24 protein-coding genes and 1 pseudogene are annotated in these 26331 nt (G+C 70.5%); 12 read left to right on the top strand and 13 right to left on the bottom strand.

The window, feature by feature from the left end:
• The first annotated feature begins 27 nt into the window (after window positions 1-27).
• Window positions 28-1998, top strand: a complete 1971-nt coding sequence (locus tag ACMYLB_RS07565; RefSeq protein ID WP_415910330.1) for a pectate lyase — start codon at window positions 28-30, stop codon at window positions 1996-1998.
• Here the strand turns inward: ACMYLB_RS07565 and ACMYLB_RS07560 are convergent.
• Entirely contained in the window at window positions 1884-3695 is a 1812-nt protein-coding gene (locus ACMYLB_RS07560; protein WP_415910329.1) for an ATP-binding cassette domain-containing protein, read from the bottom strand. The genes ACMYLB_RS07565 and ACMYLB_RS07560 overlap by 115 nt on opposite strands.
• Before the next feature lie 113 nt (window positions 3696-3808).
• Between ACMYLB_RS07560 and ACMYLB_RS07555 the strand changes: the two genes are divergently transcribed.
• The 5 genes from ACMYLB_RS07555 (at window position 3809) to ACMYLB_RS07535 (ending at window position 10533) form a co-directional block, all read left to right on the top strand.
• Complete coding sequence (locus tag ACMYLB_RS07555) at window positions 3809-4195, top strand: hypothetical protein (protein WP_415910328.1); 387 nt, start codon at window positions 3809-3811, stop codon at window positions 4193-4195.
• Window positions 4192-6555 (top strand): FtsX-like permease family protein, encoded by a 2364-nt coding sequence (locus ACMYLB_RS07550; protein ID WP_415910327.1) that lies wholly within the window; start codon window positions 4192-4194, stop codon window positions 6553-6555. Before ACMYLB_RS07555 ends, ACMYLB_RS07550 begins: the two co-directional genes overlap by 4 nt.
• Window positions 6556-6754: 199 nt before the next feature.
• Window positions 6755-8593, top strand: coding sequence for a 2-oxoacid:acceptor oxidoreductase subunit alpha (locus ACMYLB_RS07545; protein WP_415910326.1), 1839 nt, complete (start codon window positions 6755-6757; stop codon window positions 8591-8593).
• A gap of 13 nt (window positions 8594-8606) precedes the next feature.
• Window positions 8607-9569 carry a thiamine pyrophosphate-dependent enzyme gene (locus tag ACMYLB_RS07540; RefSeq protein WP_415910325.1) on the top strand — a complete coding sequence of 321 codons (963 nt, stop codon included), beginning with the start codon at window positions 8607-8609 and terminating at the stop codon, window positions 9567-9569.
• A gap of 202 nt (window positions 9570-9771) precedes the next feature.
• A complete protein-coding gene (locus ACMYLB_RS07535; RefSeq protein ID WP_415910324.1) occupies window positions 9772-10533 on the top strand; it encodes an adenylate kinase family protein in 762 nt (253 codons plus the stop codon).
• A gap of 18 nt (window positions 10534-10551) precedes the next feature.
• Here ACMYLB_RS07535 and ACMYLB_RS07530 read toward each other — a convergent pair whose 3' ends face one another.
• Window positions 10552-10959 (bottom strand): DoxX family protein, encoded by a 408-nt coding sequence (locus tag ACMYLB_RS07530; RefSeq protein WP_415910323.1) that lies wholly within the window; start codon window positions 10957-10959, stop codon window positions 10552-10554.
• Window positions 10960-11080: 121 nt separating this feature from the next.
• Window positions 11081-11782 (bottom strand): hypothetical protein, encoded by a 702-nt coding sequence (locus tag ACMYLB_RS07525; protein WP_415910322.1) that lies wholly within the window; start codon window positions 11780-11782, stop codon window positions 11081-11083.
• Window positions 11783-12071: 289 nt separating this feature from the next.
• Here ACMYLB_RS07525 and ACMYLB_RS07520 point away from each other — a divergent pair.
• Window positions 12072-12562: pseudogene (locus ACMYLB_RS07520) on the top strand (VOC family protein).
• Between the two features lie 15 nt (window positions 12563-12577).
• Here the strand turns inward: ACMYLB_RS07520 and ACMYLB_RS07515 are convergent.
• The 7 genes from ACMYLB_RS07515 to ACMYLB_RS07485 all read right to left on the bottom strand — a co-directional run bounded on the left by ACMYLB_RS07515 (window position 12578) and on the right by ACMYLB_RS07485 (window position 16182).
• Window positions 12578-13102, bottom strand: coding sequence for a dihydrofolate reductase family protein (locus ACMYLB_RS07515; RefSeq protein WP_415910321.1), 525 nt, complete (start codon window positions 13100-13102; stop codon window positions 12578-12580).
• Window positions 13103-13105: 3 nt separating this feature from the next.
• Complete coding sequence (locus ACMYLB_RS07510; RefSeq protein WP_415910320.1) at window positions 13106-13540, bottom strand: hypothetical protein; 435 nt, start codon at window positions 13538-13540, stop codon at window positions 13106-13108.
• Complete coding sequence (locus ACMYLB_RS07505; RefSeq protein ID WP_415910319.1) at window positions 13537-13911, bottom strand: VOC family protein; 375 nt, start codon at window positions 13909-13911, stop codon at window positions 13537-13539. The genes ACMYLB_RS07510 and ACMYLB_RS07505 overlap by 4 nt, the downstream gene beginning before the upstream one ends.
• Window positions 13912-13915: 4 nt before the next feature.
• The gene (locus ACMYLB_RS07500) at window positions 13916-14293 is read right to left on the bottom strand and encodes a VOC family protein (RefSeq protein WP_415910318.1); all 378 of its coding nucleotides are present in this window, start codon (window positions 14291-14293) and stop codon (window positions 13916-13918) included.
• A gap of 32 nt (window positions 14294-14325) precedes the next feature.
• On the bottom strand, window positions 14326-14697 hold the full coding sequence (locus tag ACMYLB_RS07495) for a VOC family protein (RefSeq protein WP_415910317.1): 372 nt from the start codon (window positions 14695-14697) through the stop codon (window positions 14326-14328).
• A gap of 12 nt (window positions 14698-14709) precedes the next feature.
• Window positions 14710-15090 carry a nuclear transport factor 2 family protein gene (locus ACMYLB_RS07490; RefSeq protein WP_415910316.1) on the bottom strand — a complete coding sequence of 127 codons (381 nt, stop codon included), beginning with the start codon at window positions 15088-15090 and terminating at the stop codon, window positions 14710-14712.
• Window positions 15091-15207: 117 nt separating this feature from the next.
• Window positions 15208-16182: a helix-turn-helix transcriptional regulator gene (locus tag ACMYLB_RS07485; protein ID WP_415910315.1), complete on the bottom strand. Its 975-nt coding sequence runs from the start codon at window positions 16180-16182 to the stop codon at window positions 15208-15210.
• A gap of 111 nt (window positions 16183-16293) precedes the next feature.
• Between ACMYLB_RS07485 and ACMYLB_RS07480 the strand changes: the two genes are divergently transcribed.
• Together ACMYLB_RS07480 and ACMYLB_RS07475 are read left to right on the top strand one after the other, a co-directional pair.
• On the top strand, window positions 16294-16875 hold the full coding sequence (locus ACMYLB_RS07480) for a thymidine kinase (RefSeq protein ID WP_415910314.1): 582 nt from the start codon (window positions 16294-16296) through the stop codon (window positions 16873-16875).
• Window positions 16876-17148: 273 nt separating this feature from the next.
• Entirely contained in the window at window positions 17149-18678 is a 1530-nt protein-coding gene (locus ACMYLB_RS07475) for a methyl-accepting chemotaxis protein (RefSeq protein ID WP_415910313.1), read from the top strand.
• A 121-nt stretch (window positions 18679-18799) separates the two neighbouring features.
• On the opposite strand, the gene ACMYLB_RS07470 is transcribed toward ACMYLB_RS07475, so the two are convergent.
• The gene (locus ACMYLB_RS07470; RefSeq protein ID WP_415910312.1) at window positions 18800-20293 is read right to left on the bottom strand and encodes a succinate CoA transferase; all 1494 of its coding nucleotides are present in this window, start codon (window positions 20291-20293) and stop codon (window positions 18800-18802) included.
• Between the two features lie 278 nt (window positions 20294-20571).
• Here ACMYLB_RS07470 and ACMYLB_RS07465 point away from each other — a divergent pair, with 278 nt between their 5' ends.
• Genes ACMYLB_RS07465 through ACMYLB_RS07455 form a run of 3 tightly spaced genes read left to right on the top strand, consistent with a single transcriptional unit; the run spans window position 20572 to window position 24096 of the window.
• Window positions 20572-21879: an acetyl-CoA hydrolase/transferase family protein gene (locus tag ACMYLB_RS07465; protein ID WP_415910311.1), complete on the top strand. Its 1308-nt coding sequence runs from the start codon at window positions 20572-20574 to the stop codon at window positions 21877-21879.
• Between the two features lie 57 nt (window positions 21880-21936).
• Window positions 21937-22938, top strand: a complete 1002-nt coding sequence (locus ACMYLB_RS07460) for a 2-hydroxyacid dehydrogenase (protein WP_415910310.1) — start codon at window positions 21937-21939, stop codon at window positions 22936-22938.
• Between the two features lie 60 nt (window positions 22939-22998).
• Entirely contained in the window at window positions 22999-24096 is a 1098-nt protein-coding gene (locus tag ACMYLB_RS07455) for a lactonase family protein (protein WP_415910309.1), read from the top strand.
• Between the two features lie 88 nt (window positions 24097-24184).
• On the opposite strand, the gene lnt is transcribed toward ACMYLB_RS07455, so the two are convergent.
• Together lnt and ACMYLB_RS07445 are read right to left on the bottom strand one after the other, a co-directional pair.
• On the bottom strand, window positions 24185-25192 hold the full coding sequence (lnt, locus tag ACMYLB_RS07450; protein ID WP_415910308.1) for an apolipoprotein N-acyltransferase: 1008 nt from the start codon (window positions 25190-25192) through the stop codon (window positions 24185-24187).
• Entirely contained in the window at window positions 25180-25842 is a 663-nt protein-coding gene (locus tag ACMYLB_RS07445) for a hypothetical protein (RefSeq protein WP_415910307.1), read from the bottom strand. The genes lnt and ACMYLB_RS07445 overlap by 13 nt, the downstream gene beginning before the upstream one ends.
• Between the last annotated feature and the right edge of the window lie 489 nt (window positions 25843-26331).

Here is a 26331-nt window from a genome sequence, read left to right as displayed (position 1 = left end):
CGGCCGACGACCCTGCCGCTCCGCCCCATGACGTCCCGGCTGCTGGCCCTTGCCCTGACGACGCTCCTCTGGTCCGGCACCGCGGCCGCGCGGGACGCCCGGCCCCTCGCGGTGTTGCGCCAGCTCTGCGACACGCTCGTCGCCGCGCAAGTCACCGACCCGCGGTCGCCGGACTACGGCGCCCTCGTATGCCCGAGCCGCAATCCGCAGGCGCATCCGCTGCATTCGCGCGCCGCGGAGGCCGTCTATCCCCTCGCCCTGGCCTATCGCGAGACGGGCGACACCCGCTACCGCGACGCCGCCCTCCGCCTCGCCGCCTGGCTGTTCCCGAAACAGCAGCCGTCCGGCGCGTGGGGTGAGGACTGGCCGCGACACGACGGCTGGACCGGCACCACCTACGACCAGCTCATCTCGCTCGCCGGCGCCTACCCGCTTCTCGCGCCGCACCTCGACGCCCGCGCCCGCGCCCGCTGGCTCCAGGCGATCCGCGCCGCGGCCGCGTTCACCGCCGCCAATCCGCCGATCGCCAACATCAATTACCACCCGACCGGCGCGGTCGCCCTCGAACTCGCGTCGCGCGTGATCGCCGATCCGCCGCCCCGCTGGCGCGCGCGCGCCGGCGAACTCATCGCCCTCACCCTCGCCGCGGAGAACCCCGACCACCTCCTCGTCGGCGAAGGCCAGGGTGTCGATCTCGGCTACAACCTCGCGCAATCCATCGGCTACCTCGCGCTCTACGGCCTCCTCACCCACGACGACGCGCTGCGCCACCGCGCCGCCGGCCTGCTGCGTGCCCACGCGGCCTTCGTCTACCCGAACGGCTCCGTCGACAACTCGTGGGGCACCCGCTCGTTCAAGTGGACCTACGAGAGCGGCACCAAGACGGCGCCCGGGGTCTATTTCACCTTCGCGCTCCTCGCCGACCTCGAGGCGCGCGCCGGCGAGCTCGGCGCGCGTTGCCTCGACTACCTCGTTCGCGAAAACCTCGCGGCGGGACTCGTCACCTACGGTCCGCATGCCGCGCGGCACGCTTCCACCTCGCCGCCCTGCCTCTATTCCACGTTCACCCGCGCCCAAAGCCTCGCGCTAGCGCTGGAGTTCGCCCCCGCGGTGGCGCCGGTCGACCTCGTCGCCCCCGCGACTCTCGGGCCGTCGGTCCGCTTCTTTCCGACCGTGAACGTCGCGGTCGTGCGCACCGCCAGGCTGATGGCCACCGTCTCCGCCTACGGCGCCATTGCCCGCTACGGCCGCGAACTCGTCAGCCGCGGCGGCAGCCTGACCAATCTCTGGATCGACGGCTTCGGGCGGCGCGGCTTTGCGCAAACCTCCTCGGTCACACGCTATCAGCGGCCCGAGCCCGCGCACATGCCCATCGAGGGCGATCTGCTGGCGCTCACGCCGCGGATCGAGTGCGTGATCGACGGCGTGACCTACACGAACCTGTTCGAGGCCGACGGCACCATGTCCGTGCGCCGCGAAGGCGACGCCGTCGCGGTCAGCGTGACCGGGCGGCTCCGCGATGCCGCGGGCCGGCCGGGCGATGTCGATGTCGCCTTCACCCTCACGCACCGCTTCTTCGCCGACCGGCTGGTCAAGCGCTTCGAGCTCCGCGCCGCGACCGACTGCGCGATCAGGCTCGTGGAGCCGTTCGTCGACGAGCCGGGCACGGCCTTCGCTTTGCCGACCCCCGCCGCGGCCGAGATCCGGCCCCCGCCGGTCCGGCGTGGAAGCTCACGGCGCGCGGGGCGACCCTGCGTGCCGGCGCGGACCGCGAACGCTACTGGTGCCCCTTTCCCGCCGTGGAATGCCACCCGCTGGTCGCGGACGTGTCGCTGCGCGCGAACCAGCCGGCGACCGTCGAACTCGCGCTCGCGCCACGCTGATCAGCCCTTGCGGGCTTCCAACTCCTCCCAGCGGGCGAAAGCCGCGGCGTGCTCGCGCTCGACCGTCTCGAGCCGGGCCTTCACCTCGGCGAACCGCGCACCGGCGGTCTTGTAGAAGGTCGCGTCGCCGAGCTTCGCCGTCAGGTCGGCCTGCTCCTTTTCGAGCGCCTCGATGCGCGCGGGCAGGGCGTCGAGCTCGGCGCGCTCCTTGTTGTTGAGCTTCTTCGCCGGCGTCGCCGCGGCGCTCGCCGGAGCCGCCGCCGTCGCGGTGCGCGCGGGCTCGCTCGTCTTGCGCGCGGCCTGCTTCTTCAGCTCGGCCTGCCAGTCGCTGTAGCCGCCGACGTAGTCGCCGATCCGGCCGTCGCCCTCGAACACGAGCGTGCTCGTGACGACCTCGTCGAGGAAGGCGCGGTCGTGCGACACGAGCAGCAGCGTGCCGGTGAACTCGACCAGCAGGTCCTCGAGCAGGTCGAGCGTCTCGGCGTCGAGGTCGTTCGTCGGCTCGTCGAGCACGAGCACGTTGGCCGGCTGGGTGAAGAGCTTGGCGAGCAGCAGGCGGTTGCGTTCGCCGCCGGAGAGCACGCGGGCGGGCGTGCGCGCACGCGTCGGCTCGAAGAGGAAGTCCTGCAGGTAGCTGATCACGTTGCGCGTGCGGCCCTCGATCGTGACGGTCGGGTTGCCGTTGGCGATGTTGTCGGCGACGGTCTTGTTGTCGTCGATCTGCGCGCGAAGCTGGTCGAAGTAGACGACCTCGAGGTTCGTGCCGTGCTTGATCACGCCGCTCGTCGGCGGCAGCTGGCCGAGCAGCAGCTTGATCAGGGTCGTCTTGCCCGCGCCGTTGGGCCCGAGGATGCCGATCTTCTCCCCGCGATTGATGGTGATCGAGAAGTCGCGCAGCACGGTCTTACCGCCGTCCCAGGTGAAGCTGACCTGCTCGGCCTCGACGACCTTCTGGCCGGTGCGCTCCGCCTCGGCGAGCTTGAGGTTGGCGTTGCCGACCCGCTCGCGGCGCGCCTTGGCCTCGGCGCGCATGGCCTTGAGGGCGTTGATGCGCGCGGTGGCGCGCGAGCGCTGGGCCTTCACGCCCCGGCGGATCCATTCCTCCTCCTGCGCCAGCTTCTTGTCGAAGGCCGCGCGCTGCTTCTCCTCCTCCTCCAGCACCTGCTGCTTGCGGACGAGATAGGTGTCGTAATCGCACGCCCAGCCGGCCAGCCGGCCGCGGTCGAGCTCGACGATGCGCGTGGCGATCTTGCGCAGGAACGCGCGGTCGTGGGTGACGAAGAACAGCGTCGGCTTCGTCTCCAGCAGCAGTTCCTCCAGCCAGAGGATGGATTCGAGATCGAGGTGGTTGGTCGGCTCGTCGAGCAACAGCAGGTCCGGCTGTCCCGCCAGCGCGCGGGCCAGCAGCACGCGGCGCTTCAGGCCGCCGGAAAGGGCGGCGAATTCCTGCGTCGGCGCCACGCCGACGTGATGGATCAGGTCCTCGACCCGGACGTCGCGCTGCCACTCCTCCTCGTGATGGTCGTCGTTCGGCCGCAGACCGCTCGCCACGATGTCGTGCACGCTGCCGGTCACGTCGGTCGGCACCTCCTGCGTGAGCCGCGCGTAGAGCGAGCCCTGCGGGCGGAAGACGTCGCCGGTGTCCGGCGCCATCTCGCCCATGATGACCTTCATGAGCGTGGACTTGCCCGCGCCGTTGCGGCCGACAAGGCACACGCGCTCGCCCGGCTCGATCTGGAAATTGATGTGGTCGAGGATAGCGGGGCCGCCGAAAGCGAGGCTGACGTCGAGGAGATTGAGGAGCGCGGGCATGCGTGAAGCCGGCCAAGGTGCGCGACCCACCGCCGCAATTCAAGGCGCGGTTTAGACAAATCCGCCCCGCCGCGCCGCTCGTAAACGCACCCGCTTCCCCACCCCGTCGCCCCATGGAACTCCTCGCGTCCGCCCTGCGCGCCGTCCGCGCCCACCCGCTCTTCAGCGCCCTCGTCATCGGGCTCCTCGCGCTCGGCATCGGCGCGAACACCGCGATCTTCGGCGTCGTCCACGCCGTGCTGCTCCGGCCCCTGCCCTACCCGGAGTCCGGCGACCTCGTCATGGCGCGCAAGCCGCCGCGCGACGGCAACGCCAACGTGCCCGGCGGCGGCGACCTGATGCCCGACACCGAGTTCCTTGGCTGGCTCGAGGCCGTGCCGAAATCCTTCCGCGCGCTCGCCGCCTACCGCAACAGCACCGCGACGCTCCAGCGCGGCGACGGCGCCGTGCGGGTGCCGGCGGCGGCGGTCACCGCGGACTTCTTCCCCTGCTCGGCGTGAACGCCTGGCGCGGCCGGCTCTTCGACGCCGCCGACGTCAAGCCCGGCGCGCCCCTGACGACCGTGCTCAGCTACAGCGCGTGGCAGTCGCGCTTCAACGGCGCCGACGGCGCCATCGGCGAGGTCGTCACGATCGACGACGTTCCGCACACCGTCATCGGCGTGCTGCCGCCGTCGTTCGAGTTCGTCGACCCGGTGCAGTTCTGGCGTCCGCTTCCGCTCGCGCCCAGCGCCCCCGGCCAGCTGCGCATCCAGATGGTGCGCGTGTTCGGCCGCCTGCTGCCCGGCATGTCCCACGCCGCCGCACAGCGCGAACTCGACGGCATCTCCGAACGCTTCTGGAACAACCTCCGCACCGGCTTCGCCGACGGCGGCCCGGGCGGCGCCCGCAACGCCTCCGCTCCCGCGAGCGTCGCGCCCGACGGCGAGCGCTGTGTCGTGCGCAACGGCCCCGACGCCTCCTCCACACCCGAAGCCGGGCGCCGCGCGATCACGGCCGTTCCCGCGGGCGCGGTGGAAGACGGCGAACGACGCGTGCCGGCCGGTCCCGCCGGCGGCGCGCCGGGCGAGCGCCGCGGACCCGACGGCCCGGCCCCCGCGCCCCAGGCTGGCGCCCCCGCCGGCGCCGGACCGGGGCCCCGCACGCTCACCGTCGCGCCGCGCATGCCTTTTGCCGACGCCCCGGTCCAGCTCGTGCCCCTGCAGGAGCAGCTGGCGAAGCAATCGCGCGCCACGCTCTGGCTACTGCTTGCCGCCGTCGGCTTCGTGCTCCTCATCGCCTGCGCCAACCTCGCCAACCTCCAGCTCGCGCGCGCCGCCGGCCGCCAGCGCGACATCGCCGTGCGCGCCGCGCTCGGGGCCTCGCCGACGCGGCTCGCCGCGGAGTTGCTGCTCGAGAATCTCCTCCTTGCCTTGCTTGGCGGGCTCGCCGGCGTCGTGCTTGCCTGGTGGGGCACGCAGGGCCTGCAGGCGTGGCTGGCGGACTACCTGCCGCGCGTGAATCCGGTCGGGGTGAACGCCACCGTGCTCGGCTTCGGGCTCGGCCTCTCTCTGCTCGCGGGCCTCGCGTTCGGCCTCGCTCCCGCCTGGCGGGGCGCACGCATCGACCTGCTCGAGACGCTCAAGGAAGGCGGCCATCAAGCCTCTCCCGGCGGCCATCGCTGGCGACAGGCGCTGGTGGCGTTCGAGGTCGCGCTGGCGCTCATGCTGGCGATCAACACCGGCCTGCTCGGGCGCAGCATCTACCAGCTTTACTCCACGGACCTGGGCTTCCGCACCAGCGACGTGATGACCGCCAACCTGTCGCTTCCGCGCCGCTATGCCACGCCGGCGCAGAAAAACGACTTCGTCCGCCGCTGGATGGAGAGCCTGCGCGGCATCCCGGGCGTGAAGACCGTCGCCGTCACCGACCAGCCGCCGCTGGCGCCGTATTCCCAGATCGTCCTGACCGCGAGCGTCCAGGGCGGCACCGGCAACACCGACGCCTCGGTCAACGCCGCGCCGCGCGAGATGGCGGTCGCAAGCGTCACACCGGATTTCTTCAAGGCCGCCGGCATCGCGCTGAAGGACGGCCGCGCGTTCACCGACCAGGACGGCCCCGCCGCGCCGCTCGTCGCCCTCGTGAACGAGTCGTTCGTGAAGCAATACTACCCGGCCGGCCTCACGCTCGGGGCGCAGCTCACCGTGCCGCGCGGCCCGGCGGCGCCCGGCCAGCCGCCGCCGTCCGCCGCAATCGTCGGCGTGGTGGCCGACACGCGCCCGCGCGGCTTCGACAGCACGGCGCGTCCGGTCGCCTATTTCCCCTACGCGCAACAACCGGCCGCGCGCCTCGCCGCCGTGCTCCAGTTCGACGGCGACGCCGCCGCGCTGGCGCGCGCCGTGACGCAGGCCACGCACAAGGTCGACACCGGCCTCGCGCTCGACAACCCCGCCACGCTGGAGGACCAGATTGCGCGCCAGACCGCGCCGCGGCGCGTCACGCTGCTGCTCACCAGCGCCTTCGCCGCCACCGCCATCGTGCTCGCCGCCCTCGGCATCTTCGGCGTCATGAGCTACACCGTGACCCAGCGCACGCCGGAGATCGGGGTGCGCATGGCGCTCGGGGCGGACACCGGCGCGATCCTGCGCTGGATTCTGCGCTACGGCGGCAGCGCCGTCGCGTGCGGCCTCGTCGCCGGCCTCGGCCTGACGATCGCCACGAGCCGCCTGCTCAGCAGCTTCCTCGTCGGCATCACCGCGCTCGACCCGGTGGTGATTGCGCTCGGCATCGCGGCGCTCGCGCTCATCGGCCTGCTCGCCTGCCTACTGCCGGCGCTGCGGGCGACGCGCGTGAACCCCGTCGAGGCGCTGCGCAAAGATTAGGGTGGCTAGGTTCCGGTCCGCCGCGCGGCGAGCGCCAACGTGGGTTGAACCTAATGGCCGGACCGAAAAAGCGCCGACCAGTAGCGGGCATTCTTCTGCTGATACGCGACCGGCGGCGCATAATTTGGCCAAATAATGCACAGCTATGGCCAAGTCTTGGGATGACGCTCGGGCGGGTTGAAGGCATCTTGGAGGTCGTATGGTTAGCCCCAATTCGTCCACGCCGGGCGGCAACCCCGGAAGCGCTAGCGCTTCGTCGCCCGCCATCACCACCATTCCCGACGTCGTCATCCGACTCGCCGGCAACTCGCAGGACGGCATCCAGTCCGTCGGCGGTTTCCTCGCCCGCCTTGCGGGCCGCAGCGACCAGGACGTGATGACCTACATGACGATCCCCGCCACGATCTCGGGCGGCCCGTCGATCTTCCAGGTCCGCATGGGCACGGGCGACATCCTGTCGTCCGGCGATCAGGCCGACTTCCTCGTCGCGTTCTACCAGCACAGCTACGAGTCGCACATCGGCGCGCTCCGCCCCGGCGGCGTGCTGATCTACGACACCGACCACGTCAAACCGAACCCCGACGACCGCCGCTTCACGCCCGTCGGCATCCCGATCACCTCCGCCACGGTCGAGGCAGTCGGCGGCACGGGCAAGGACAAGGGCAAGAACATCTTCGTCCTCGGCCTGATCGCGCGCATCTTCGACCTCGACGTGCCCAAGCTCAGCGCGCTCATCAAGGAGCGCCTCGGCGGCCGCGGCGACGAGGCCGTGCGCAACGCCATGCTGGCCTTCGACGCCGGCTACGCCCACCCGGTCGAGAACCTGCTCGGCCACCTTTACCGTTTCGCTCACACCACCTCGGGCGGCGTGAAGACCACGCGCCCGGCCGTCACGATGGACGGCAACACCGCGATGGTTTACGGCCTGCTCGCCGCCGGCGTCCGCTACGGCGCCGCGTATCCCATCACGCCCTGGTCCTCGATCATGGAAACGCTCCGCACGGAGCTGCCGAAATACGGCGGCCTCTTCGTGCAGGCCGAGGACGAGATCGCGGCCGTGTCGCACGCCCTCGGCTTCGCCTACGCCGGCCACCTCTCCGTGACCGGCAGCTCCGGCCCGGGCCTCTCGCTCAAGATGGAAGCCCTCGGCTGGGGCAGCATGGCGGAGATCCCGCTGATCTGCATCAACGTCCAGCGCGGCGGCCCGTCCACCGGTATGCCGACCAGCGTCGAGCAATCCGACCTCCTCCAGGCGCTCTACGGCTCGCACGGCGACACGCCGCGCGTCGTGCTCGCGCCGAAGGACGTCGAGGACTGCTTCTACATCGCCATGGAGGCCGCGCGCATCGCAAAGGAGTTCTCCACCCCGGTCATCATCCTCACCGACCAGGCGCTCGCGACCCGCATCGAGGCCTTCGAGGAGCCCGACCTGAAGGCCCTCGTGAAGGAGCCCGTGCTCGATCTCACGCCCGCCCCAGTCGACTACAAGCCCTACCCGCTCGACAAGTGGCCCCGCCACGTGCCGCCCGGCACGCGCATGCTCTCGGGCAAATACCCGACCGTCACGGGTCTCGAACACGACGAAGCGGGCCACCCGTCCGGCAGCCCGGTGGTGCACGCCAAGATGAACGCGCGCCGCCGCGAGAAGATCAAGGCCGTCGCCAAGACGCTGCCGTCGCACGAGATCCACGGCGACCCGGAGGGCGACGTCCTCGTCGTCGGCTGGTGCTCGACCTACGGCCCGATCCGCGAGGCGGTGAACCAGCTCCGCTCGGGCGACAAGCCGATCAAGATCGGCCAGCTCCACCTGCGCCACCTCGCGCCGTTCGCCCCGGGCCTCCCGGAGATTTTCGCCCGCTACCGGAAGATCGTCGTGTGCGAGATCAACGACGAGGGGCTCCACGGCTACGGCCAGCTCGCCATGCTCCTCCGCGGCGCCTTCGCCAATCCGGGCATCGTCAGCGTCTGCAAGACCGACGGCCTGACGTTCAAGGTCCGCGAGATCGTCGCGGGCATCCAGAAGCACCTCCACGCCTGACCCCTGCCACGCCATGAGTTCCGAATCCCCTTCCGCCCCGCTCGTCGAAGTCCCCGCCTCCGGCGGCCCGGACCGCGCCCCGCTCGCGAAGAAGACGCTCGTCTCGGACCACCCGACGTGGTGCCCGGGCTGCGGCGACTTCGCCGTCCTGGCCTCGTTCTACAAGGTCCTCGAGAAGCTGAACTACCCGCAGGAAAGCATCGTCACGTTCGCCGGCATCGGCTGCTCGTCGCGCTTCCCCTACTTCGTCAACAGCCACGGCGGCCACTTCATCCACGGCCGCTCGCTGCCCTTCGCCGCCGCGATCTCGCTCGGCCGCGACGACCTGCACGTCTTCGCCTTCGGCGGCGACGGCGACGGCTTCTCCATCGGCGGCAACCACCTCTTCCACGCCGCGCGCAAGAACACCAAGATGACCTACGTCATCATGGACAACTCCGTCTACGGCCTGACCAAGAAGCAGACCTCGCCCACCTCGCCCATCGGCTTCAAGTCGAAGACCGACCCGTGGGGCGCGATGGAGCAGCCGGTCAACCCGATGAAGACGCTGCTCACCGCCGGCGCCACCTTCGTCGCCCGCTCGCACGCCACCCAGGTCAACCACATGATCGAGATGATGCATCGCGCCGCGCTGCACGACGGCTTCTCCGTCGTCGAGATCCTCTCCGAGTGCGTCGAGTTCAACGAGGGGGCATTCGACGCCGCCAACCCGCGCAAGGGCGGCAAGTGGCAGACCATCGACCTGAAGAAGAACGACGGTTCGCCCGAGGACGCCGCGCGCCACGACCCGACCGACGAGTTCGCCGCGATGAAGCTGGCGCTCGCCCCCTGGCCGGGCCACTTCGGCGTCTTCTACGAGGTGAAGCGCCCGACGAAGAACCAGCTCGAGCGCGACCTCGTCACGCGCACCCGCGAAAAGACCAAGGGCGCCTCCGCGCTCCAGCTCCTCGAGGGCACCTTCGCGAAGATGCGCTGAAACTTTGCTCTAGTTACACCCAGGAGCCGGCGGCCGCTTGCGAGCACCGCCGGCTCTTCCTTTTCGGCCCCGGGCGCACGCGTTGCGGCGCGGGCGCGCGTTCGCGGGCGGCGCGGGGGCGCCAACCTGTGCCCAGCATTGGGCAACCCGAGCCCAGCCGAAGCCACCGATCCGGCGCATACTCCCGCCATCCCCTTCCGTCATGAACCTGCAGCGCGATCGCTCGGCCTGGTTGCATGGTCCGGGACACCCGTGTCAGGAACCGTCGACGCAGATCGGACGCCCCTACCGCCTCATCCTGCTCGGCGCGCCCGGCGTGGGCAAAGGCACACAGGCCGCCCTGCTGTCGTCCGCCCTCGGCGGCTGCCATCTTTCCACCGGTGACATTTTCCGCCTCGCCCGCTCCACCGGGCCGGGCGAGCTCACGCCCGCCATGCACGTCGCCGTCGACCGCATGAAGCGCGGCGAACTCGTCTCCGACACCACCGTGCTCCAGATCGTGCGTGAGCGTCTCGGCTGCCTCACCTGCCGCGGCGGCTTCCTGCTCGACGGCTTTCCGCGGACCGTGCCGCAGGCGGCGGCGCTCGACGTGCTGTTCCAGCACGCCGGCGTGCGGCTGGATGCGGTCGTCAGCTACGAGCTGGCCGAAGCGGAGATCATCCGGCGCATCGGCGGCCGCCGGACCTGCCCGGCCTGCAAGGCCGTGTTTCACGAGCAGCTCCGCCCGCCCAAGCGCGCCGGGTTGTGCGACCGCTGCGGGACCGCGCTGGTGCTGCGCGACGACGACCAACCGGGCGCCGTCCACGTCCGGCAGCAGGCCTACCTCGAATCCACGGCGCCCCTGCTGTCCTACTATCACCAGCAGGGGCTGCTGGTGCATGTGGCCGCGATCGGCACGCCCGAGGAGGTGTTCTCGCGGACGCTGCTCGCGCTCGCCGTGCACTTCGAGCGCGGGGCGTCCTGAGCGGCGGGCGGCGCGCCGCTATTTCTTGTCGACGCTGAACTTCCCCGCGCCGGCGAGCAGCAGCACCATGTAGCCCGCGAGGTAGACGAACGCCAGCTCGCCGCTGCCCGGTCCGGACAGCTTCGCCCCGTGCGCCATGAAGAAGGCCACGCTCATCGTGATCAGGAGCAACAGCGCCGCGAGCCGGGTCCAGAGCCCCACCACGAGCAGCAGCGAGCAGAAGAACTCGGCGATGATCGCCAGCAACAGCGCCGGCAGGGCGCCGATGCCAAGGATGTCGGGGAACTTCGACGTCCCCGCGATCAGGTTCACCAGCTTGCCCCAGCCGTGCAGCCACGCCATCGCCAGTCCGAGCCAGAGTCGGAGCACGAGCAGGGCCAGGTCGATGCTGCGCGGGACGAAATCGAGGTTCAGGAGCTTCTGCATGGTGGCACGGGAATAAAGCCCGCGCGGTGGGCCGCGCAAGCATGCGGGCGGAGGTCCATGCCGGCACAAAAAAAGCGCCGGCCCCAAAGGTCGGCGCTTTAGAGGAAAGCTGATCTACTTGTTAGCTCGCACCGCTGCGAGTCGACGTGTCCAACGGCGTCTGATTCGTATTGTCGGCAGGGGTCTGGGTCTGGGTCTGGGTCGGCGTGGTGATCGTCGGGGTGACGGTGGCGACAACGGCGGCAACGTTCTGCACGACCGTCGCCGCGGCCTGCGCCGCGGCCTGCCCGGCCGAGGCGCTGGCCGTCGCCTGGGCTTGGACCGTTTCCGCCGGGGTGTTGGTCGCCGCGGCCACCGCATTCACGACTTCGCTAGCCGCCGCCGGGGCCGCCGCCGAAACCGCCGCGGTAACCACCGCTGCTTGGGCCGGGACCGCCGCCGCAACCGAGGCCGCAACCGAGGCCGCCTGCGCGGGGACGGCGGTCGCCACCGAGGCAGCCACCGTCGCGGCTTGCGCCGGAGCCGCCGCCGCAACGGAGCTGGCCACTGCCGCCGCCTGCGTGGGCACAACCGCCGCTACCGTCGCCGCAATCGTCGCGGCTGCCGTCGGATTGGCCGTCGTGGCGACAGCGGCAATCTGGGCCGCCAGCGCGGGATTGTCCGCGGCGAGCTGGGCCAGCGCGCGCGTGTCGCCGTTGGCAGCCGCTTGCTGCACCTGGGTGGTGAGATCGGCGGAAAGGGACGGAGCCGGAGTTTGCTGGGCAAACGAGAAGGCGGTCAAAAAGGAGACAGCCAAAGCAAGGAGGAGTGAGCGTGTTTTCATAACTGTATGGAAGGTCTAGGTCAGCAGGTCACGTGCGCGGATTTGAGTGCCTTGAATCGCCTAAAGCAATGCCTAAAGCAAATCTAAGACAAGAACGTGCATACCAGCCTAGCGTGGTCGCCATCAATGGGAGCGAGGGCTGCGCATAGCGAGCGCGAAGTGCCCTGAGTTTTACGGTGGGGTCCGGTTGCCCCCTCGGACGGCTGGGTCCGCAGGGGGTGGGAGGCGAGATTTAGTTGCATGCACAATTATTTTGCCTTTCCCGCCCCTCCGGTCTTCCGTGGACGCCATGAAAACGTCTCCGCCCATCGATCCCGGCGTCCGCATCGGCCACGTGCACCTGAAGGTGGCCGACCTCGAGCGCGCGCTCGATTTTTACTGCGGCGTGCTGGGCTTCGAGCTGATGCAGCGCTACGGCAGCCAGGCGGCTTTCGTCTCGGCGGGCGGCTACCATCATCACCTCGGGCTCAACACCTGGGAAAGCCGCGGCGGCCGACCACCCGCGGCCGGCACGACCGGGCTTTATCACACCGCCATCCTCTACCCGACTCGCCGTGCCTTGGCCGACGCCCTGCGGAGGCTCAGCGCCGCGGATTGGCCCCTCGACGGCGCTTCCGATCACGGCGTCAGCGAGGCGCTCTACCTCCGCGACCCGGACGAGAACGGTGTTGAGCTCTACCGCGACCGCCCGGCCGCCGAATGGCCGCGCACACCGACGGGGAACTCGCCATGGTGACTCGCCCGCTTGATCTGCGCGGCCTCCTCGCCGAGCTTGATTAGCCGACCCTGGCCGCCTCACGCCAGCACGTCGTAGTGCGACTGCACGAGCCCGTCCGGATACGACCGGACGGTGCGCCGGGCGAGCTTGGTGCCGCCGGGCCGCGGCAGGAACAGCGGCAGGCCGTCGCCCAGCAGCACGGGAATCGTCGTCAGGATGATCTCGTCCACGGCGCCGCCTTCCAGGCAGTCGCGCACGATTTCGCCGCCGCCGACCAGCCAGATCGCGCGGCCGGCGGTGCGACGCAGCTCGCCAACCAGCTCCGCCGGTTGGCGCGACGAAAACTCCACTCCCGGCTCGGCCGCTCCGGTCAGGCGCCGGCTGAACACGACCGTTCGCTGCGCCGGATACGGCCAGGCACCGAGGCCGCGAGTGACGTCGTAGGTCTTGCGCCCCATCACCACGGTGTCCACGCCGGCCAGCAGCGCCGCGTAGCCGTAGTCCTCCTGCTCCGTGGGCAACGGCAGCCAGTCGAGCCCGTCGTCCCGGCGCGCGATGTAGCCGTCCAGCGAGGCGGCGATGTAGAGGATGACGCGGCGCATCGCTCAGGCCACCCGTGCCGCGGCCACGGAAACGGTGCTCACGTCCGACAGGCGCTCCGGCAACCGGCGCAAGGCCAGCGCCAACAAGTCCTCGATCGGCCCGTGTGCCGCGGCCGAGCCGAGCAACACAGCCGTCACCACGCAGCCCTCCGGCGGCACGTCGAGGACGCGCAACGCCAGCACGGCCAGCAGCTCGTGCTCCGTTCCGATCTGGATGTCCACCACGCCGGTGCGCTCGTCCGCCACCAGTTCGAGGAACAGGTCGCCGCAGGCGGTCCAGCCTCGCCAGCCGTGCGCGGAGATTTCGAGCCGGTCGCAGAACTCGCCCGCCCAGCGCGGCAGGTTCTCGATGTCCGCGAGGGCGCGAAACGCCGGGGCGGCGGCGACCGGCAGGGCGACGTGCATGGGCTGTGCGCGCAGGGGAACGAGCGTTTTCATGGGGCGTAGCGATGGTGGATGCACAGGGAATTGCCGTCCGGGTCCGCGACGATCGCCATGCGGCACACGCCGCTGTCCATCGGCTCGAGCAGGAATCTCACGCGGGCCGCCCGCAGGGCGGCGACCGCCGCCTCGAAATCCCCCACCTCGAGTGCGACGGCGGGACCGTCGGCCGACGGTTTCCATTTGTCGGCCGACATGTTGCTGATCGCCAGCGTGCCGGGACCGATGTCGTATTCGATCCAGTGCCGGCCCTCGTGCTCGAACACGGTGGTCGACTGCAAGCCGAGCACCTGCTCGTAGAAGGCGCGGGCGCGCGGGATGTCGGTGACCGGATAGCCGGTGAAAGCGATGGCAGTGACGGCGAGCATGGTTTCAGGCGGTCGGCTTGCGTTGATGGAGGTAGATGGCGTTCCCGTCGGGATCGACGATGGCGAGGCTGCGGCAGACGGGAAAATCGTTCGGTCCCCACGCCAGCGGCACGCCGGCGGCGCGCAGGCCCGCCAGCGCCTCGTCGAAGTTCGTCACCTCGAGCGCCACGCCGGGACTCGGCCCCGCGCTCAGCCCGGGCATCGGGTAGTTGGTGAGCCCGAGTGCGCCCTCGCCGGTGTCGTATTCGAGCCACCAGGTGCCGGGCGCGAATTCCATCTCGGCGCACAGCGTCAGGCCGAGCGTCTGGCCGTAGAACGCGCGCGTGCGGGCGACGTCCTTGAAATTGAAGATCGTGAAGGCGATGCCGGTGACTTTGAGCATGGGAGGGAGGAGGCGCGGTTTCGTCGCTTCGCTCACCGCGCGCCGGCGGGAACGAAATGCGGGTTGAAGATCAGGCCGACGGTGTTGCCGAACGGGTCCACGACCGACGCCACCACGATGCCGCCGCCGACCTCCGTCGGAGCCTCGAGCGCGGTCGCGCCGAGCGCCAGCAGCCGCGCGTGGGTCGCCGCCACATCGTCGACGCCCCAGTAGGCCACGCCGCCGCCCGGTCCCGTGGCGGGACGTGCATCGGGCACGAGGCCCAGCTCGAAGCCGCCGACGTTGAAGCCGACGTAGAACGGCTCGTCGAAATACGGCGCCTGGCCGAGGGCGCGCGCATACCAGTCCTTGGCGCGGGCGAGATCGGGCGCGGCCAGCAGATGAGAGCGAAGTCCTTGGAACATGACGGCAGCGGGTCAGGACTTGGGTTTCGTTTCCGCCGGCAGCGCCAGCGAGGCCTGGCCGAAGAAATACCGCCAGCCCGACGGCGTGCGCACGTAGGTGTCGCTGAACCAGAGCCGCTTGTCGAAGGGCTGTCCCTGGTTCGTGCCCTTGAGGCGGAGCAGCGCCGTCACCACCGCCGTGTCGCCGTGCACGCGCACTTTCTGCGTGCCGGGCTCCTCGGCCTGGATTTCCCACCGGAAGTCGCCGCTGCGCGCGCTCGCGAGCAGCTCGGCCTTGCCGTAGGCCTTGCCCGAGCCGACGACCAGGGTGAAGTCGACGGCGAGGATCCGGTCCATGCCGGCGACATCGTTGCGCTCGACCGCGGCCTGGTAGGCGGTGTCGAGCGCGGCCACGGCCGCCGCATCTTCTTCCGGCGTCGCCCGGGCGACCAGAGCGCTCAGGCACAACAGACCCAACGTGGCGCGAATCATCATGTCCGCAGCCTAGCACGCCGCCCTGACAGCCCTATGTCAGGAGCGTTCCGCCCCGGCCAGCGGCGCGTGCTGCGCGACGATTTTCTCCGCTTCCAAGCGCACCAGTTCGCGCAGCCGCGGCGGCTCGATCGCCTCGGCGCAGGTGCCGAACGACAACAGCCAGCGCGCCATCCACTCGAGCGAGACGGTGAACATCGAAAATTCCGCGCCGCCGTCGCGCCGGAGCTCCTCCACCAGCGTGGCGTAGCTCTCGCGCCGCGCCTTTTCCTGCACGCCTTTGGCGAACCACACGCGCGCCGGGATCGCCTCCGCGTCGCGGCCGTAGCTCTTCATGTGCTCGGCGAGGTTGAAATCCGCCCGCGGCTCGAAGCGGTCGCTGCGCAACTCGAGGCGCTTGATCCGGTCGATGCGGAAATGCCGCAGGTCCACGCGCAGCCGGCACCACGCGACGAGATACCAGGAGCCGCCGTAGAACACCACGCCGAGCGGCTCGACGTCGCGCTGCGTCTCGTCCGCGCGCGAGCCGCCGCGGTAGGTCATGCGCAGCACGCGCCGCTGCACCACGCCCTGCTGCACCGGCAGCAGCATCGGCTGCGTCGCCGGATCCTGGTTCGGCCCGAAGCCGCGGCCGACCACCAGCGTGCCGCGCACGAGCTTGTCGACGTGGTCCTGCGACTCGCGCGGCAGCACCGCGCGGAGCTTGTCCAGCGCCGTCGTCATCGGCACGTGCAGCGACGGATCGGTGAACTGCTTCACCAGCTCGCCGCCGACGAAGAGCGACGACGCCTCCTCGCCCGTGAACATCACCGGCGGCAGGTGGTAGCCCTTCATCAGCGTGTAGCCGACGCCCGCCTCGCCCGCGATCGGCACGCCGGCCTCGCTGAGCGCGGAGATGTCGCGATACACCGTGCGCTCCGTCACCTCGAAATGTTCCGCCAGCTCGCACGCGCGCACGACGCGCCGGCCCTGCAGGTAGAGCACCATGGCGACGAGGCGGTCGGTCCGGTTCATTCGCGGGCCAACTTGCCGCGCCGCCCGCGCGCGGGCCAGAACTTTTCGACGAAGGCCGACCGCGCTTTCCGCGATTGCGCCCCCGGGGCCGGAGCGCTTGAATCCCGGCGCATGTCGAAGGTCTATTTTTACTACTCGGCGATGAACGCCGGCAAATCCACCGTGCTGCTCCAGTCGAGCTACAACTACCGCGAGCGCGGCATGCACACCCTGCTCTTCGTCCCCGCCATCGACACGCGCGCGGGCGTCGGCCGCATCCAGTCCCGCATCGGCCTCGGCGCCGAGGCGATGGCGCTCCAGCCCACCGAGAACCTCTTCGACCACGTCAAGGCCGCGCACGCCGCCCAGCCCGTCGCCTGCGTGCTGATCGACGAGGCGCAGTTCCTCACCCGCGCCCAGGTCGAGCAGCTCACCGACGTCTCCGACCGCCTCGGCATTCCCGTCCTCTGCTACGGCCTGCGCACCGACTTCCAGGGCCAGCTCTTCACCGGCAGCGCCGCTCTGCTCGCGCTGGCCGACAATCTCATCGAGCTCAAAACCATCTGCCACTGCGGCCGCAAGGCCACCATGAACCTCCGCGTTGGCCCCGACGGCCGCGCGGTCAAGGAAGGCGCGCAGGTCGAGATCGGCGGCAACGAGCGCTACGTCGCCATGTGCCGCCGCCACTACAAGGACGCGCTCGCCCAAGCCTAACCCCCACTGCGGCACGGGGCCGTTCAGCCCGAGGCCCGGCCGATCCGCCGCGATTCGCCCGCCGCGGAAATGAAAATTCAGGCCGGCCGACTCGGTGGGGCGCCGGGCGGCAGGAGTGCGCATCCTGTTGGCCGCGTTCGGTTCCGGAGAGTTGATGTCTTCCGTGGGGCTCGCCGCCCACGTCGGATGCACGCCGCTCGACGCGCGCCTGCCTTCAGTCCGGCCCTCTCTGGACCGATACGGGAGGAGGTTCCACCTCTCCTAATTCTGTTCATGAGAAAACTCACCATTCCTCAGCGGATCCTGGCCGGCTTCGCCATCCTCCTCGCTGCTGCCGCCGGCGGCGGCGTCTTCGCCTACCTGCGCCTGCTCGAGGTCCGCGACGTCACCGTCATCGTCACGCGCGACGCGCTGCCGACGATCGACCTCCTGCGCCAGATCCAAAACAACGTCCAGGCCAACGTCACCAACACCTACCAGCACGCCATCACCGACAACGGCAACCAGAAGCGCTTCGAGGTCATCGAGGCGGAGATGAAGCGCGGCAGCGCCGAGATCACCGAGTGCTACAAGAAACTCGAGCCGCTGCTCACCACCGAGGAGGACAAGGCGTCATACCAGAAGATCCTCGCCGCCCGCGGCCGCTACGTCGGCACCCGCACCGAACTCCTGAAAAAGAGCCGCGAGCTCAACGGCGACCAGATGGGCAGTCTCCTGGACGAGCAGCTCGTGCCGCGCCGCGACGAATACCTCGCCGCCATCGACGAGCTCATGCAGCGCAAGTCCGCCCTCGGCCAGAGCGCCAGCGTCACGGTCGACGATACCGTGCGCAGCTCCACCCGCCTCATCGCCATCGGCGTCTTCACCGCCATCCTCGCCGGCGGCCTCATTTCCTGGTGGATCATCCGCCTCACCTCGCGCGCCCTGCGCGACATCGCCGCGCAGCTCGCCAGCGGCTCCGCCCAGGTCGCCACCGCCGCCACCCAGGTCAGCAGCTCCGCCCAGAACCTCGCCTCCGGCTCCAGCGAACAGGCCGCCTCCATCGAGGAGACCAGCGCCTCGCTCGAGGAGATCTCCTCGATGACCAAGCGCAACGCCGAGTCCGCCGCCCAGGCCAAGCAGCTCGCCAACGGCACGCGCCACGCCGCCGAGGCCGGCGCCACCGACGTCACCGCCATGAACGACGCCATGGGCGCGATCAAGGCCTCCTCGGACAACATCGCCAAGATCATCAAGGCGATCGACGAGATCGCCTTCCAGACCAACATCCTCGCGCTCAACGCCGCGGTCGAGGCCGCCCGCGCCGGCGAGGCCGGCGCCGGCTTCGCCGTCGTCGCCGAGGAAGTCCGCAACCTCGCCCAGCGCTCCGCCACCGCGGCGAAGGAAACCGCGGAGAAGATCGAGGACGCCATTTCCAAGAGCGCGCACGGCGCCGGCATCTCCGAGCGCCTGGCCAAGTCGCTCGACGAGATCGTGGGCAAGGCGCGCAAGGTCGACGACCTCGTCGCAGAGATCGCCCAGGCTTCGCAGGAGCAGTCCCAGGGCATCGGCCAGGTCCTGACCGCCGTCACGCAGATGGACAAGGTCACGCAATCCAACGCCGCCAGCGCCGAGGAGTCCGCCGCCGCCGCCGAGGAGCTCAACGCCCAGGCGCAGCTGCTCGACGAGGCCGTGGCCCAGCTCGAGATCCTGGTCGAGGGCGAGCGCCGCACCGCCGCGGCCGCGCACGAGTCCGCCGCCGCATCCGTCGCCGCCGCCCGCACCGCCGCCGCGCCGAAGCGCGAGCTGGCCGCAACGCACTGAGCGCCCCTCCCTCGCCGCCCGCGGCGCCCGGGCCTGGCCCCGGCGCGCCCGGGGCGCGCCCATGAAAAACGCGAGCGCCGTCTCCGGTCGCTCGCGTCGCGATGGCAAAGGAGTCCGCGCGTCAGCTCGACCACTTCACCTGCCGCATGTCGCCCTGCTCGAGGTAGGCGAGGTGCATCTTGAACGCGTTCTGCAGCGTCTGCGGCACGTGGCCGTTGGCCGAGATCTTCAGGTAGCCGCGCAGCGGGTCGCGATACTCCGGATGCACGCACTTCTCGATCATGAGCGCGGCGCGCTCGCCGGGAGACTTGCCGCGGAGGTCGGCCACGCCGTGCTCGGTGACGACCACCTGGACCGAGTGCTCGCTGTGGTCGAGGTGGGTGACGAGCGGCACGATGGTGCTGATCGCGCCCTTCTTCGCCACCGACGGGCAGGTGTAGATCGAGATGTGCGCGTTGCGCGTGAAGTCGCCCGAGCCGCCGATGCCGTTCATCAGGTCGCGGCCCATCACGTGCGTGCTGTTCACGTTGCCGAAGAGGTCGACCTCGATGGCGGTGTTGATCGTGATCAGGCCGAGGCGGCGCACGATCTCGGGGCTGTTGGTGATCTCCTGCGGGCGCAGCACGACGCGGGAGCGGAAAAACTCGAGGTCGGCGTAGAACTGCTGGAGCTGCTGCGGGCTGACGGTGAGCGAGCAGCCGCTGGCGAAGGTGCACTTGCCGCTCTTGAGCAGGTTGATGACGGAGTCCTGGATCACCTCCGTATACATCGTGAACGGCGGGATGCCGGGATTGGAGCCGAGCGCGCCGATGACGGCGTTGGCGATGTTGCCTACGCCGGACTGCAGCGGGAGGAAGGAGGACGGCAGGCGCCCGACCTTGATCTCGCCGGCGAGGAACTGCGCCACGTTCTCGCCGATCTTGTTCGTCACCGCGTCCGGCGCGTCGAAGCCGCCGGACTCGTCCGGCGTGTGGGTGAGCACCACGCCGGCGATCTTCTTCGGGTTGACCTTGATGAAGCTCGCGCCGACGCGGTCGGTGGGCGCGTAGATCGGGATGGCGCGGCGGAACGGCGGGTCGGCCGGCTCGAAGAGGTCGTGGAAGCCCATCAGGTCGCCCGGGTGGTAGGCGTTGAGCTCGATGATGATCTTGTCCGCGAGGCGGGCGAAGGTGTTGGCGCAGCCGACCGAGGTCGTGAGCACGATCTCGCCCTGGGCGGTGACGTGGCTGGCCTCGAGGATGGCCCAGTTCATCTTGCCGAACACGCCGCTGCGCACGGCCGGCTGCACGGCGGAGAGGTGCAGGTCGAAGAACTGCGTTTTGCCCTCGTTGATCGACTTGCGCAGCGTCGGGTCGGACTGGTAGGGCGTGCGCCACGCGATCGCCTCGGCCGCGGCCAGCGCCCCGTCGAGCGACTTGCCGGTGGAGGCGCCGGTGATGACGCCGAGCTTGAACGGCCGGCCGGCCGCGTGCTCCTCCTTCGCGCGCGCGGCGATCGCCAGCGGCACGACCTTGCACGCGCCGGCGGCCGTGAAGCCGCCGAAGCCGATCGTGTCCTTGTCCTGCACCAGGGCCGCAGCTTCCTGCGGCGTGAGCGTGGGGAACGGATAGTTCATGAGGGTCTTTCGGAAGAGGGAAAAAGTTCGCCGAGTTCGGCGCGTTCACCTTGTCAGGTTTGCGCGCCAGCCGCTGTGCAGCCTTTGGCGCCCCGCACGCGATTCTTGCGACTGACGCTGAAAAGCTGGCGGCCCTGATCAAAATCCCCGCCGCCGCGGAAGCCACCCCCAAGTTCCCCCGCTCCGGCGCCAGGACAATATCCGGCCAAACCTCCCCACGGGACGCGCAGGGACTCCCGTTGCCGGGCTTATGACAAAACCGCTATGCTGACGGGCAAATGAAACACCCCTTCTCCGACTACCAGACCCGGGCGATGTCCGCCGCGGACGTGGTCAAACTCATCCCCAACGGCGCGCGCTGCTTCCTGCACGGCGGCGCCGCCACGCCCACGGCGCTGGTCGACGCGCTGGCCGCCCGCACCGACCTCGAGGGCGTGCGCGTCTACCACGTCCACACCGAGGGCCGCCTCGCGATCGTGAACAAGGAATGCGAGGGCCGCGTGCGCTCCGTGTCCCTCTTCAGCGGCGCGGCCACCCGGCCGGTCATCGCCGAGGGCCGCGCCGACTTCATGCCGGTGTTCCTCTCGGACATCCCGCACTTCTTCCGCTCGCGCCGCCTCCCGCTCGACGTCGCGATCGTGCAACTCTCCCCGGACGAGCACGGCTGGTGCACGCTCGGCACGTCGGTCGACGTCGCGCAGGCCGCCTTCGAGAGCGCGCCGATCGTCATCGCCGAGATCAACGAGCAGATGCCGCGCACGCGCGGCGAGTCGTTCGTGCCGTTCGCGCGCGTGAACGCCTTCATCGCCACCAACCGCCCGATGCACCAGCACGCCCCCGAGCCCGAGGGCCCGGTCGAGGGCCGCATCGGCGAGATCATCGCCGACCTCGTCGAGGACGGCTCGACGCTCCAGATGGGCATCGGCGCCATCCCCGACGCCGTGCTCACCCGCCTGCACCATAAGCGCGACCTCGGCATCCACACCGAGATGTTCTCCGACCGGCTCGTCCCGCTCGTCGAGGCGGGCGCCGTCACCAACCGCTTCAAGGCCGTCTTCCCCGGCCGCATCCTCACCGCCTTCTGCGTCGGCACGCAGCGGACGTTCGATTTCGTGCACGACAACGCCTTCGTCACCTTCGCCGGCTCCGACCGCACCAACGACACCGCCGCCATCCGCAAGAACCCCAAGGTCGTCGCGATCAACTCCGCCATCGAGATCGACCTCACCGGCCAGGTCTGCGCCGACTCGATGGGCCACGCCATCTACTCCGGCATCGGCGGCCAGATGGACTTCATCCGCGGCGCCGCCCTCTCGCCCGGCGGCAAGCCCATCATCGCCCTCCCCGCCACCGCCAAGAGCGGCGCCGTCTCGCGCATCACCGCCGAGCTCAAGCCCGGCGCTGGCGTCGTCACCACCCGCGGCCACGTGCACTGGGTCGTCACCGAATACGGCGCAGTCAACCTCCAGGGCCTCACCCTGCGCGAGCGCGCCGAGGCCCTGATTTCCATCGCGCACCCGGACTTCCGCCCCGAGCTGCGCCGCGCCGCCAACCGCCTCCGGCATTTCCACTTCGCCGAGGTTTGACCCTTCCCGCCGTTCCGCTTCCCTAGCCGGCGCCGCCGCCCCGGCCTTCTCCACGCCATGCCGCTCACCGTCGCCTTCTTCGACACCAAGCCCTACGACCGCGACTACTTCAGCGCCGCGGACACCGCCGGTCTCGACCTGCGCTTCCTCGAGCACCGCCTGACCGCAGCCACCGTCAGCACCGCCCAGGGCGCGGCCGCGGTCTGCTGCTTCGTCAACGACCGGCTCGACCGCCCGCTGCTCGCGCAGCTGCGCGACGCCGGCGTGCGCCACGTCGCCCTGCGCTGCGCCGGCTTCAACAACGCCGACCTCGCCGCCGCCAAGGAGCTCGGCCTCGCCGTCACCCGCGTCCCGGCCTACTCGCCGCACGCCGTGGCCGAGCACACGCTCGCGCTCCTGCTCACCCTCAACCGCAAGATCCACCGCGCCCACAATCGCGTGCGCGAGCAGAACTTCTCCCTCGCCGGCCTCGTCGGCTTCGACCTCCACGGCAAGACCGCCGGCATCGTCGGCACCGGCAAGATCGGCCGCATCGTCGCCGAAATTCTCCGCGGCTTCGGCATGCGCGTGCTCGCCTGCGACCCGTTCCCCGACGCCGTCTGGGCCGCGCAACACCGCATCAGCTACGTTTCGAAGACCGAACTCTTCGCCCAGAGCGACGTCATCTCGCTGCACTCGCCGCTCACGCCCGAGACGCACCACCTGGTCAACGAACCGACGCTTGCCGCGATGAAGCGCGGCGCCTTCATCGTGAACACCAGCCGCGGCAAGCTCATCGACACCGCCGCGCTGATCGAGGCGCTGAAGTCCGGCCGCGTCGGCGGCGTCGCGCTCGACGTCTACGAGGAGGAGGAAGGCGTGTTCTTCGAGGACCACTCCGACCGCGTCCTGGCCGACGACGAACTCGCGCGCCTGCTGACCTTCCCCAACGTCCTCATCACCGCCCACCAGGCCTTCCTCACCCGCGAGGCCCTGAGCGAGATCGCGCGCGTGACGCTGGAGAATCTCCGCCGCGCCGCCTCCGGCGTGCCCTTCCTCGAGGGCACGCAGCTGGCGTAGCACGCGGCGCGCGCTTGCCAAGGCGCCGCCGGCCGCGTCCGCTTGGCCTGCCACCCCGCAATGTCCCTCCTCACGCCCATGGCCGCCGCGCTCACGATCTTCGTCGGAACCTACACGCCCCAGGACGGCGCCAGCCGCGGCATCTACGCCGTGGAGCTCGACCCGGCCACCGGCGCCTTCGGCGCCCCGAGGCTCGCCGCCGCGACGCCCAACCCGACCTTCCTCGCCTGGCACCCGTCGCACCGCGCGCTCTACGCGCTCGGCGTCGGCCCGGACGCCACCGGCCAGAGCACCGGCGGGGCCGTCGCCTTCGCCTACGACGCGACCACCCGGCAGCTCTCGCCGCTCAACGCCCGCGGCGCCGGCAGCTCGCTCATGGCCCACGTCGCCGTCGACGCCACCGGCCGGCTGCTCGTCACGGCCAGCTACCACGGCGGCTTCCTCGCCACCTTCCCCGTCGGCGCCGACCTGAAGCTCGGCGAGCGCACCGGACTGCTTCCAACGACCGGCGTCCTCGGCCCGAAGACCGCGCGCCAGGACAAGCCGCACCCGCACTCCGTCACCTTCTCGCCCGACAACCGCTTTGCCTACGTCTGCGACCTCGGGCTCGACCGCGTCTTCATCTACGCCGTCGATCCGGCGCACGCCACCCTGACGCCCGCCGGCGCCTGCGCCACCGCGCACGGCGCCGGCCCGCGCCACAGCAAGATTTCCGCCGACGGCCGCTTCCTCTACGTCATCGACGAGCTCGGCAGCACCGTGACCGTCTTCGCCCGCGACGCCGCCAGCGGCGCCCTCCGCGCGCTCCAGGAAATCTCCACCCTGCCCGCCGATTTCAAGGGCGAGAGCATCTGCGCCGAGATCCGCCTGCACCCGAACGGCCGCTTCGCCTACGGCTCCAACCGCGGGCACGACAGCCTCGCCGTCTTCGCCCGCGACCCCGAGCGCGGCACGCTCGCGCTCGTGCAGATCCTTCCCTGCGGCGGCAAGCACCCGCGCAACTTCGCCCTCTCGCCCGACGGCCGCTGGCTCGTCTGCGCCAACCGCGACAGCGACAACCTCGTCAGCTTCGCCGTCGACGCCGCCACCGGCCGCCTTACCCCGACCGGCCACGTCGCCACCGTGCCGCAGGCCGTCTGCGTGCTCTTCGCCGAGTAGGACCGGCTTCAGCCGGGCCCCAGGAATAGTCGCTCGCAAATCATGTCGGCGAGCGACCCTCGAGCGGGCCGGCTGAAGCCGGCCCTGCTCAGAACACCGTCTCGCCCAGCTTCGGCGTCGGCGGACGCAGCGTCAGCAGGAGGTAGTAGGCCACCGTGGCCAGCACGGCCGCGACGACCAAAAACCAGTCGCCGTGCTCCGTGTAGAAGCTCTGGCGGTTCAGCCAGCGCAGGTCGCGCGTGACGTTCACCGACTCGTAGCCGCGGAAATACACGCTGCCGTCCTCGTCGCGCAGGTTGGCGCGGATGTTGCCGAACTCGTCGATCCAGCCCGACCAGCCGGCGTTGCCCACGCGCACGAGCGGCCGGCGGTTCTCCACCGCGCGCAGCACCGAGTGCGTCGCGTGCTGGTAGGCCGCGCCGCCGGTGCCGAACCAGCCGTTGTTCGTCACGACCGTGAGCACCTCCGCGCCGTCGCGCACGCTCTGGCGCGCCAGGCCGGGGAAGATGTCCTCGTAGCAGATCAGCAGGCCCAGCGCGGTCACGTTGCGCCCCGCCGTCAGCGTCAGCGGCCGCGCGTCGTCGCCGCGGGAGAAGTCCCCGTCGCCGAGCGGCACGAACTTCGTCAGCCAGCCCAGCGCGGGACGGAACGGGATGTATTCGCCGAAGGGCACGAGCTTGCGCTTGGCGTAGCCCGGCTCCTGCAGGCCGGTGACGGGGTCGGCGACGAAGGCGCCGTTGAACCACTCCTCCGTCGGGCCGCTGCCGCGGGTGAACACGCTGCCGAGCACGATCGGCTTGCCCGTGCGCCGGGCCACCGACTCGATCCACTGCTGCACCGCCGGGTCGCGGTGCACCGGCCACGGCACGACCGCCTCGGGCCAGAAAATCGCGTCCGGCACGCCGGCCTCGTTGGCGTCGAAGGTCACTTTCTCGATCGTGCGCAGCACGTCGCGCGCGCGCGCCGGGTCCCACTTCTCGCCCTGCGGTATGTTCGGCTGCACGAGGGCGATGCGCGCGACCTTGTGCCGCTGCTGCCCCATCATCTCGGCCAGGAAGGGGAACGACGAGAACACCAGCAGCATCAGCGCCGCCATGAACTCCGGGCTGCGCTTGCGCAGGCCGGTCGCCCCTCGAAGAAGATACGGTGCGCGTAGGCCGCCACGCCGCAGCTGAAGAACACGAGCACGAACGACACCACCCACGCGCCGCCATACGACGCGCTCTGCAGCACCAGCGGCCGCTGCCATTGCGACGCCGCCAGCGGCAGCCACGGGAAGCCGCCGAACAGCCAGCTGCGCAGCGCCTCGTTCATCACCCACAGGCTGGCGAGCCCGGCCACGCCGATCAGCCGCACCATCGCGCGGTGCCCGCGCAGCCGCGGCACGAACCACCACGCGGCGAGATACCACAGCGTCGCCAGTGCGCCGATGAACGGCCCGAGCAGGAACGGCGCGAGCCAGTAGGCGTTGCCCAGCCACGACAGCAGCCAGGTCCACGCCACGACATTGGCGCCGAGCAGCGTGAGGGCGTAGGGCTTGAACCGCGGCGTGCGATACGCCCAGAGCAGCGCCGGCGCCGCCAGCACGTAACCCGCCTCGCCCGCGCCGACCGGCGGGAACGCCACGTAGGTCAGCACGACCGTGAGCGCGAAGATCCACAGGCCCCACCCGAGATGCGGGTTCTCCTGCCAGAAGGTGGGCTTCGGCTCGTAGGGATCGACGGTGGCGGCGGCGGGTTCGCTCATGCGGTGAAGGAGCAATCAGGCCGCCCGGGCCGCGCTTGGCAAGCCCGCCCACGGCCCGGCGCGTTCGGGATTGTCCGCCCGGACGCGGCGCCCATGCTCCGCCACGTCCGCATGGCCCGTCCCCCCGCCGCGCCTCCGCCCCCGACCCCGACCGCCTCCCCTGGCAGCGTCTCCTGCTGCTGCTCGGCGCCCCCTTGCTCTTTCTGCTGCTGGCCGAGGGCGCACTGCGGCTGCTCGATCTCGGGCAGGAGACCGACTTCCTCATCCCCGACGCGATCCCGGGCTACTACCGCACCAACCCCGCGTTCACGGCCCAGTTCTTCCCGGGAAACTTCAGCCTGCGCCCGCTGAACTTCCGCCTCGCGCGCGCGAAGCCGGCGAGCACCTACCGCGTCTTCGTCCTCGGCGAATCCGCCGCGCAAGGCACGCCCGAGCCCGGCCTCGGTTTCGCCCAGCAGCTGCGCGCGCAGCTCGCCCACGCCCTGCCCG

This window comes from Oleiharenicola sp. Vm1 (assembly GCF_047777955.1).
In the GTDB taxonomy this organism is placed as follows: Bacteria; Verrucomicrobiota; Verrucomicrobiia; order Opitutales; family Opitutaceae; genus Didemnitutus.
Note: the sequence above shows the minus strand (reverse complement) of the source record. Positions and strands in the feature narration are given on the sequence as shown.

What these genes read in the sequence shown, in the direction of transcription:
- ACMYLB_RS07525 (WP_415910322.1), bottom strand. Translation starts at nt 11,782, where the DNA reads ATGAAAACACGCTCACTCCTCCTTGCTTTGGCTGTCTCCTTTTTGACC.
- ACMYLB_RS07470 (WP_415910312.1), bottom strand. Translation starts at nt 20,293, where the DNA reads ATGAACTATCCGTTCCCCACGCTCACGCCGCAGGAAGCTGCGGCCCTG.
- ACMYLB_RS07495 (WP_415910317.1), bottom strand. Translation starts at nt 14,697, where the DNA reads ATGTTCCAAGGACTTCGCTCTCATCTGCTGGCCGCGCCCGATCTCGCC.
- ACMYLB_RS07510 (WP_415910320.1), bottom strand. Translation starts at nt 13,540, where the DNA reads ATGAAAACGCTCGTTCCCCTGCGCGCACAGCCCATGCACGTCGCCCTG.
- ACMYLB_RS07545 (WP_415910326.1), top strand. Translation starts at nt 6,755, where the DNA reads ATGGTTAGCCCCAATTCGTCCACGCCGGGCGGCAACCCCGGAAGCGCT.
- lnt (WP_415910308.1), bottom strand. Translation starts at nt 25,192, where the DNA reads ATGGCGGCGCTGATGCTGCTGGTGTTCTCGTCGTTCCCCTTCCTGGCC.
- ACMYLB_RS07565 (WP_415910330.1), top strand. Translation starts at nt 28, where the DNA reads ATGACGTCCCGGCTGCTGGCCCTTGCCCTGACGACGCTCCTCTGGTCC.
- ACMYLB_RS07460 (WP_415910310.1), top strand. Translation starts at nt 21,937, where the DNA reads ATGCCGCTCACCGTCGCCTTCTTCGACACCAAGCCCTACGACCGCGAC.
- ACMYLB_RS07475 (WP_415910313.1), top strand. Translation starts at nt 17,149, where the DNA reads ATGAGAAAACTCACCATTCCTCAGCGGATCCTGGCCGGCTTCGCCATC.
- ACMYLB_RS07480 (WP_415910314.1), top strand. Translation starts at nt 16,294, where the DNA reads ATGTCGAAGGTCTATTTTTACTACTCGGCGATGAACGCCGGCAAATCC.
- ACMYLB_RS07540 (WP_415910325.1), top strand. Translation starts at nt 8,607, where the DNA reads ATGAGTTCCGAATCCCCTTCCGCCCCGCTCGTCGAAGTCCCCGCCTCC.
- ACMYLB_RS07485 (WP_415910315.1), bottom strand. Translation starts at nt 16,182, where the DNA reads ATGAACCGGACCGACCGCCTCGTCGCCATGGTGCTCTACCTGCAGGGC.
- ACMYLB_RS07465 (WP_415910311.1), top strand. Translation starts at nt 20,572, where the DNA reads ATGAAACACCCCTTCTCCGACTACCAGACCCGGGCGATGTCCGCCGCG.
- ACMYLB_RS07535 (WP_415910324.1), top strand. Translation starts at nt 9,772, where the DNA reads ATGAACCTGCAGCGCGATCGCTCGGCCTGGTTGCATGGTCCGGGACAC.
- ACMYLB_RS07560 (WP_415910329.1), bottom strand. Translation starts at nt 3,695, where the DNA reads ATGCCCGCGCTCCTCAATCTCCTCGACGTCAGCCTCGCTTTCGGCGGC.
- ACMYLB_RS07500 (WP_415910318.1), bottom strand. Translation starts at nt 14,293, where the DNA reads ATGCTCAAAGTCACCGGCATCGCCTTCACGATCTTCAATTTCAAGGAC.
- ACMYLB_RS07555 (WP_415910328.1), top strand. Translation starts at nt 3,809, where the DNA reads ATGGAACTCCTCGCGTCCGCCCTGCGCGCCGTCCGCGCCCACCCGCTC.
- ACMYLB_RS07505 (WP_415910319.1), bottom strand. Translation starts at nt 13,911, where the DNA reads ATGCTCGCCGTCACTGCCATCGCTTTCACCGGCTATCCGGTCACCGAC.
- ACMYLB_RS07445 (WP_415910307.1), bottom strand. Translation starts at nt 25,842, where the DNA reads ATGAGCGAACCCGCCGCCGCCACCGTCGATCCCTACGAGCCGAAGCCC.
- ACMYLB_RS07515 (WP_415910321.1), bottom strand. Translation starts at nt 13,102, where the DNA reads ATGCGCCGCGTCATCCTCTACATCGCCGCCTCGCTGGACGGCTACATC.
- ACMYLB_RS07455 (WP_415910309.1), top strand. Translation starts at nt 22,999, where the DNA reads ATGTCCCTCCTCACGCCCATGGCCGCCGCGCTCACGATCTTCGTCGGA.
- ACMYLB_RS07530 (WP_415910323.1), bottom strand. Translation starts at nt 10,959, where the DNA reads ATGCAGAAGCTCCTGAACCTCGATTTCGTCCCGCGCAGCATCGACCTG.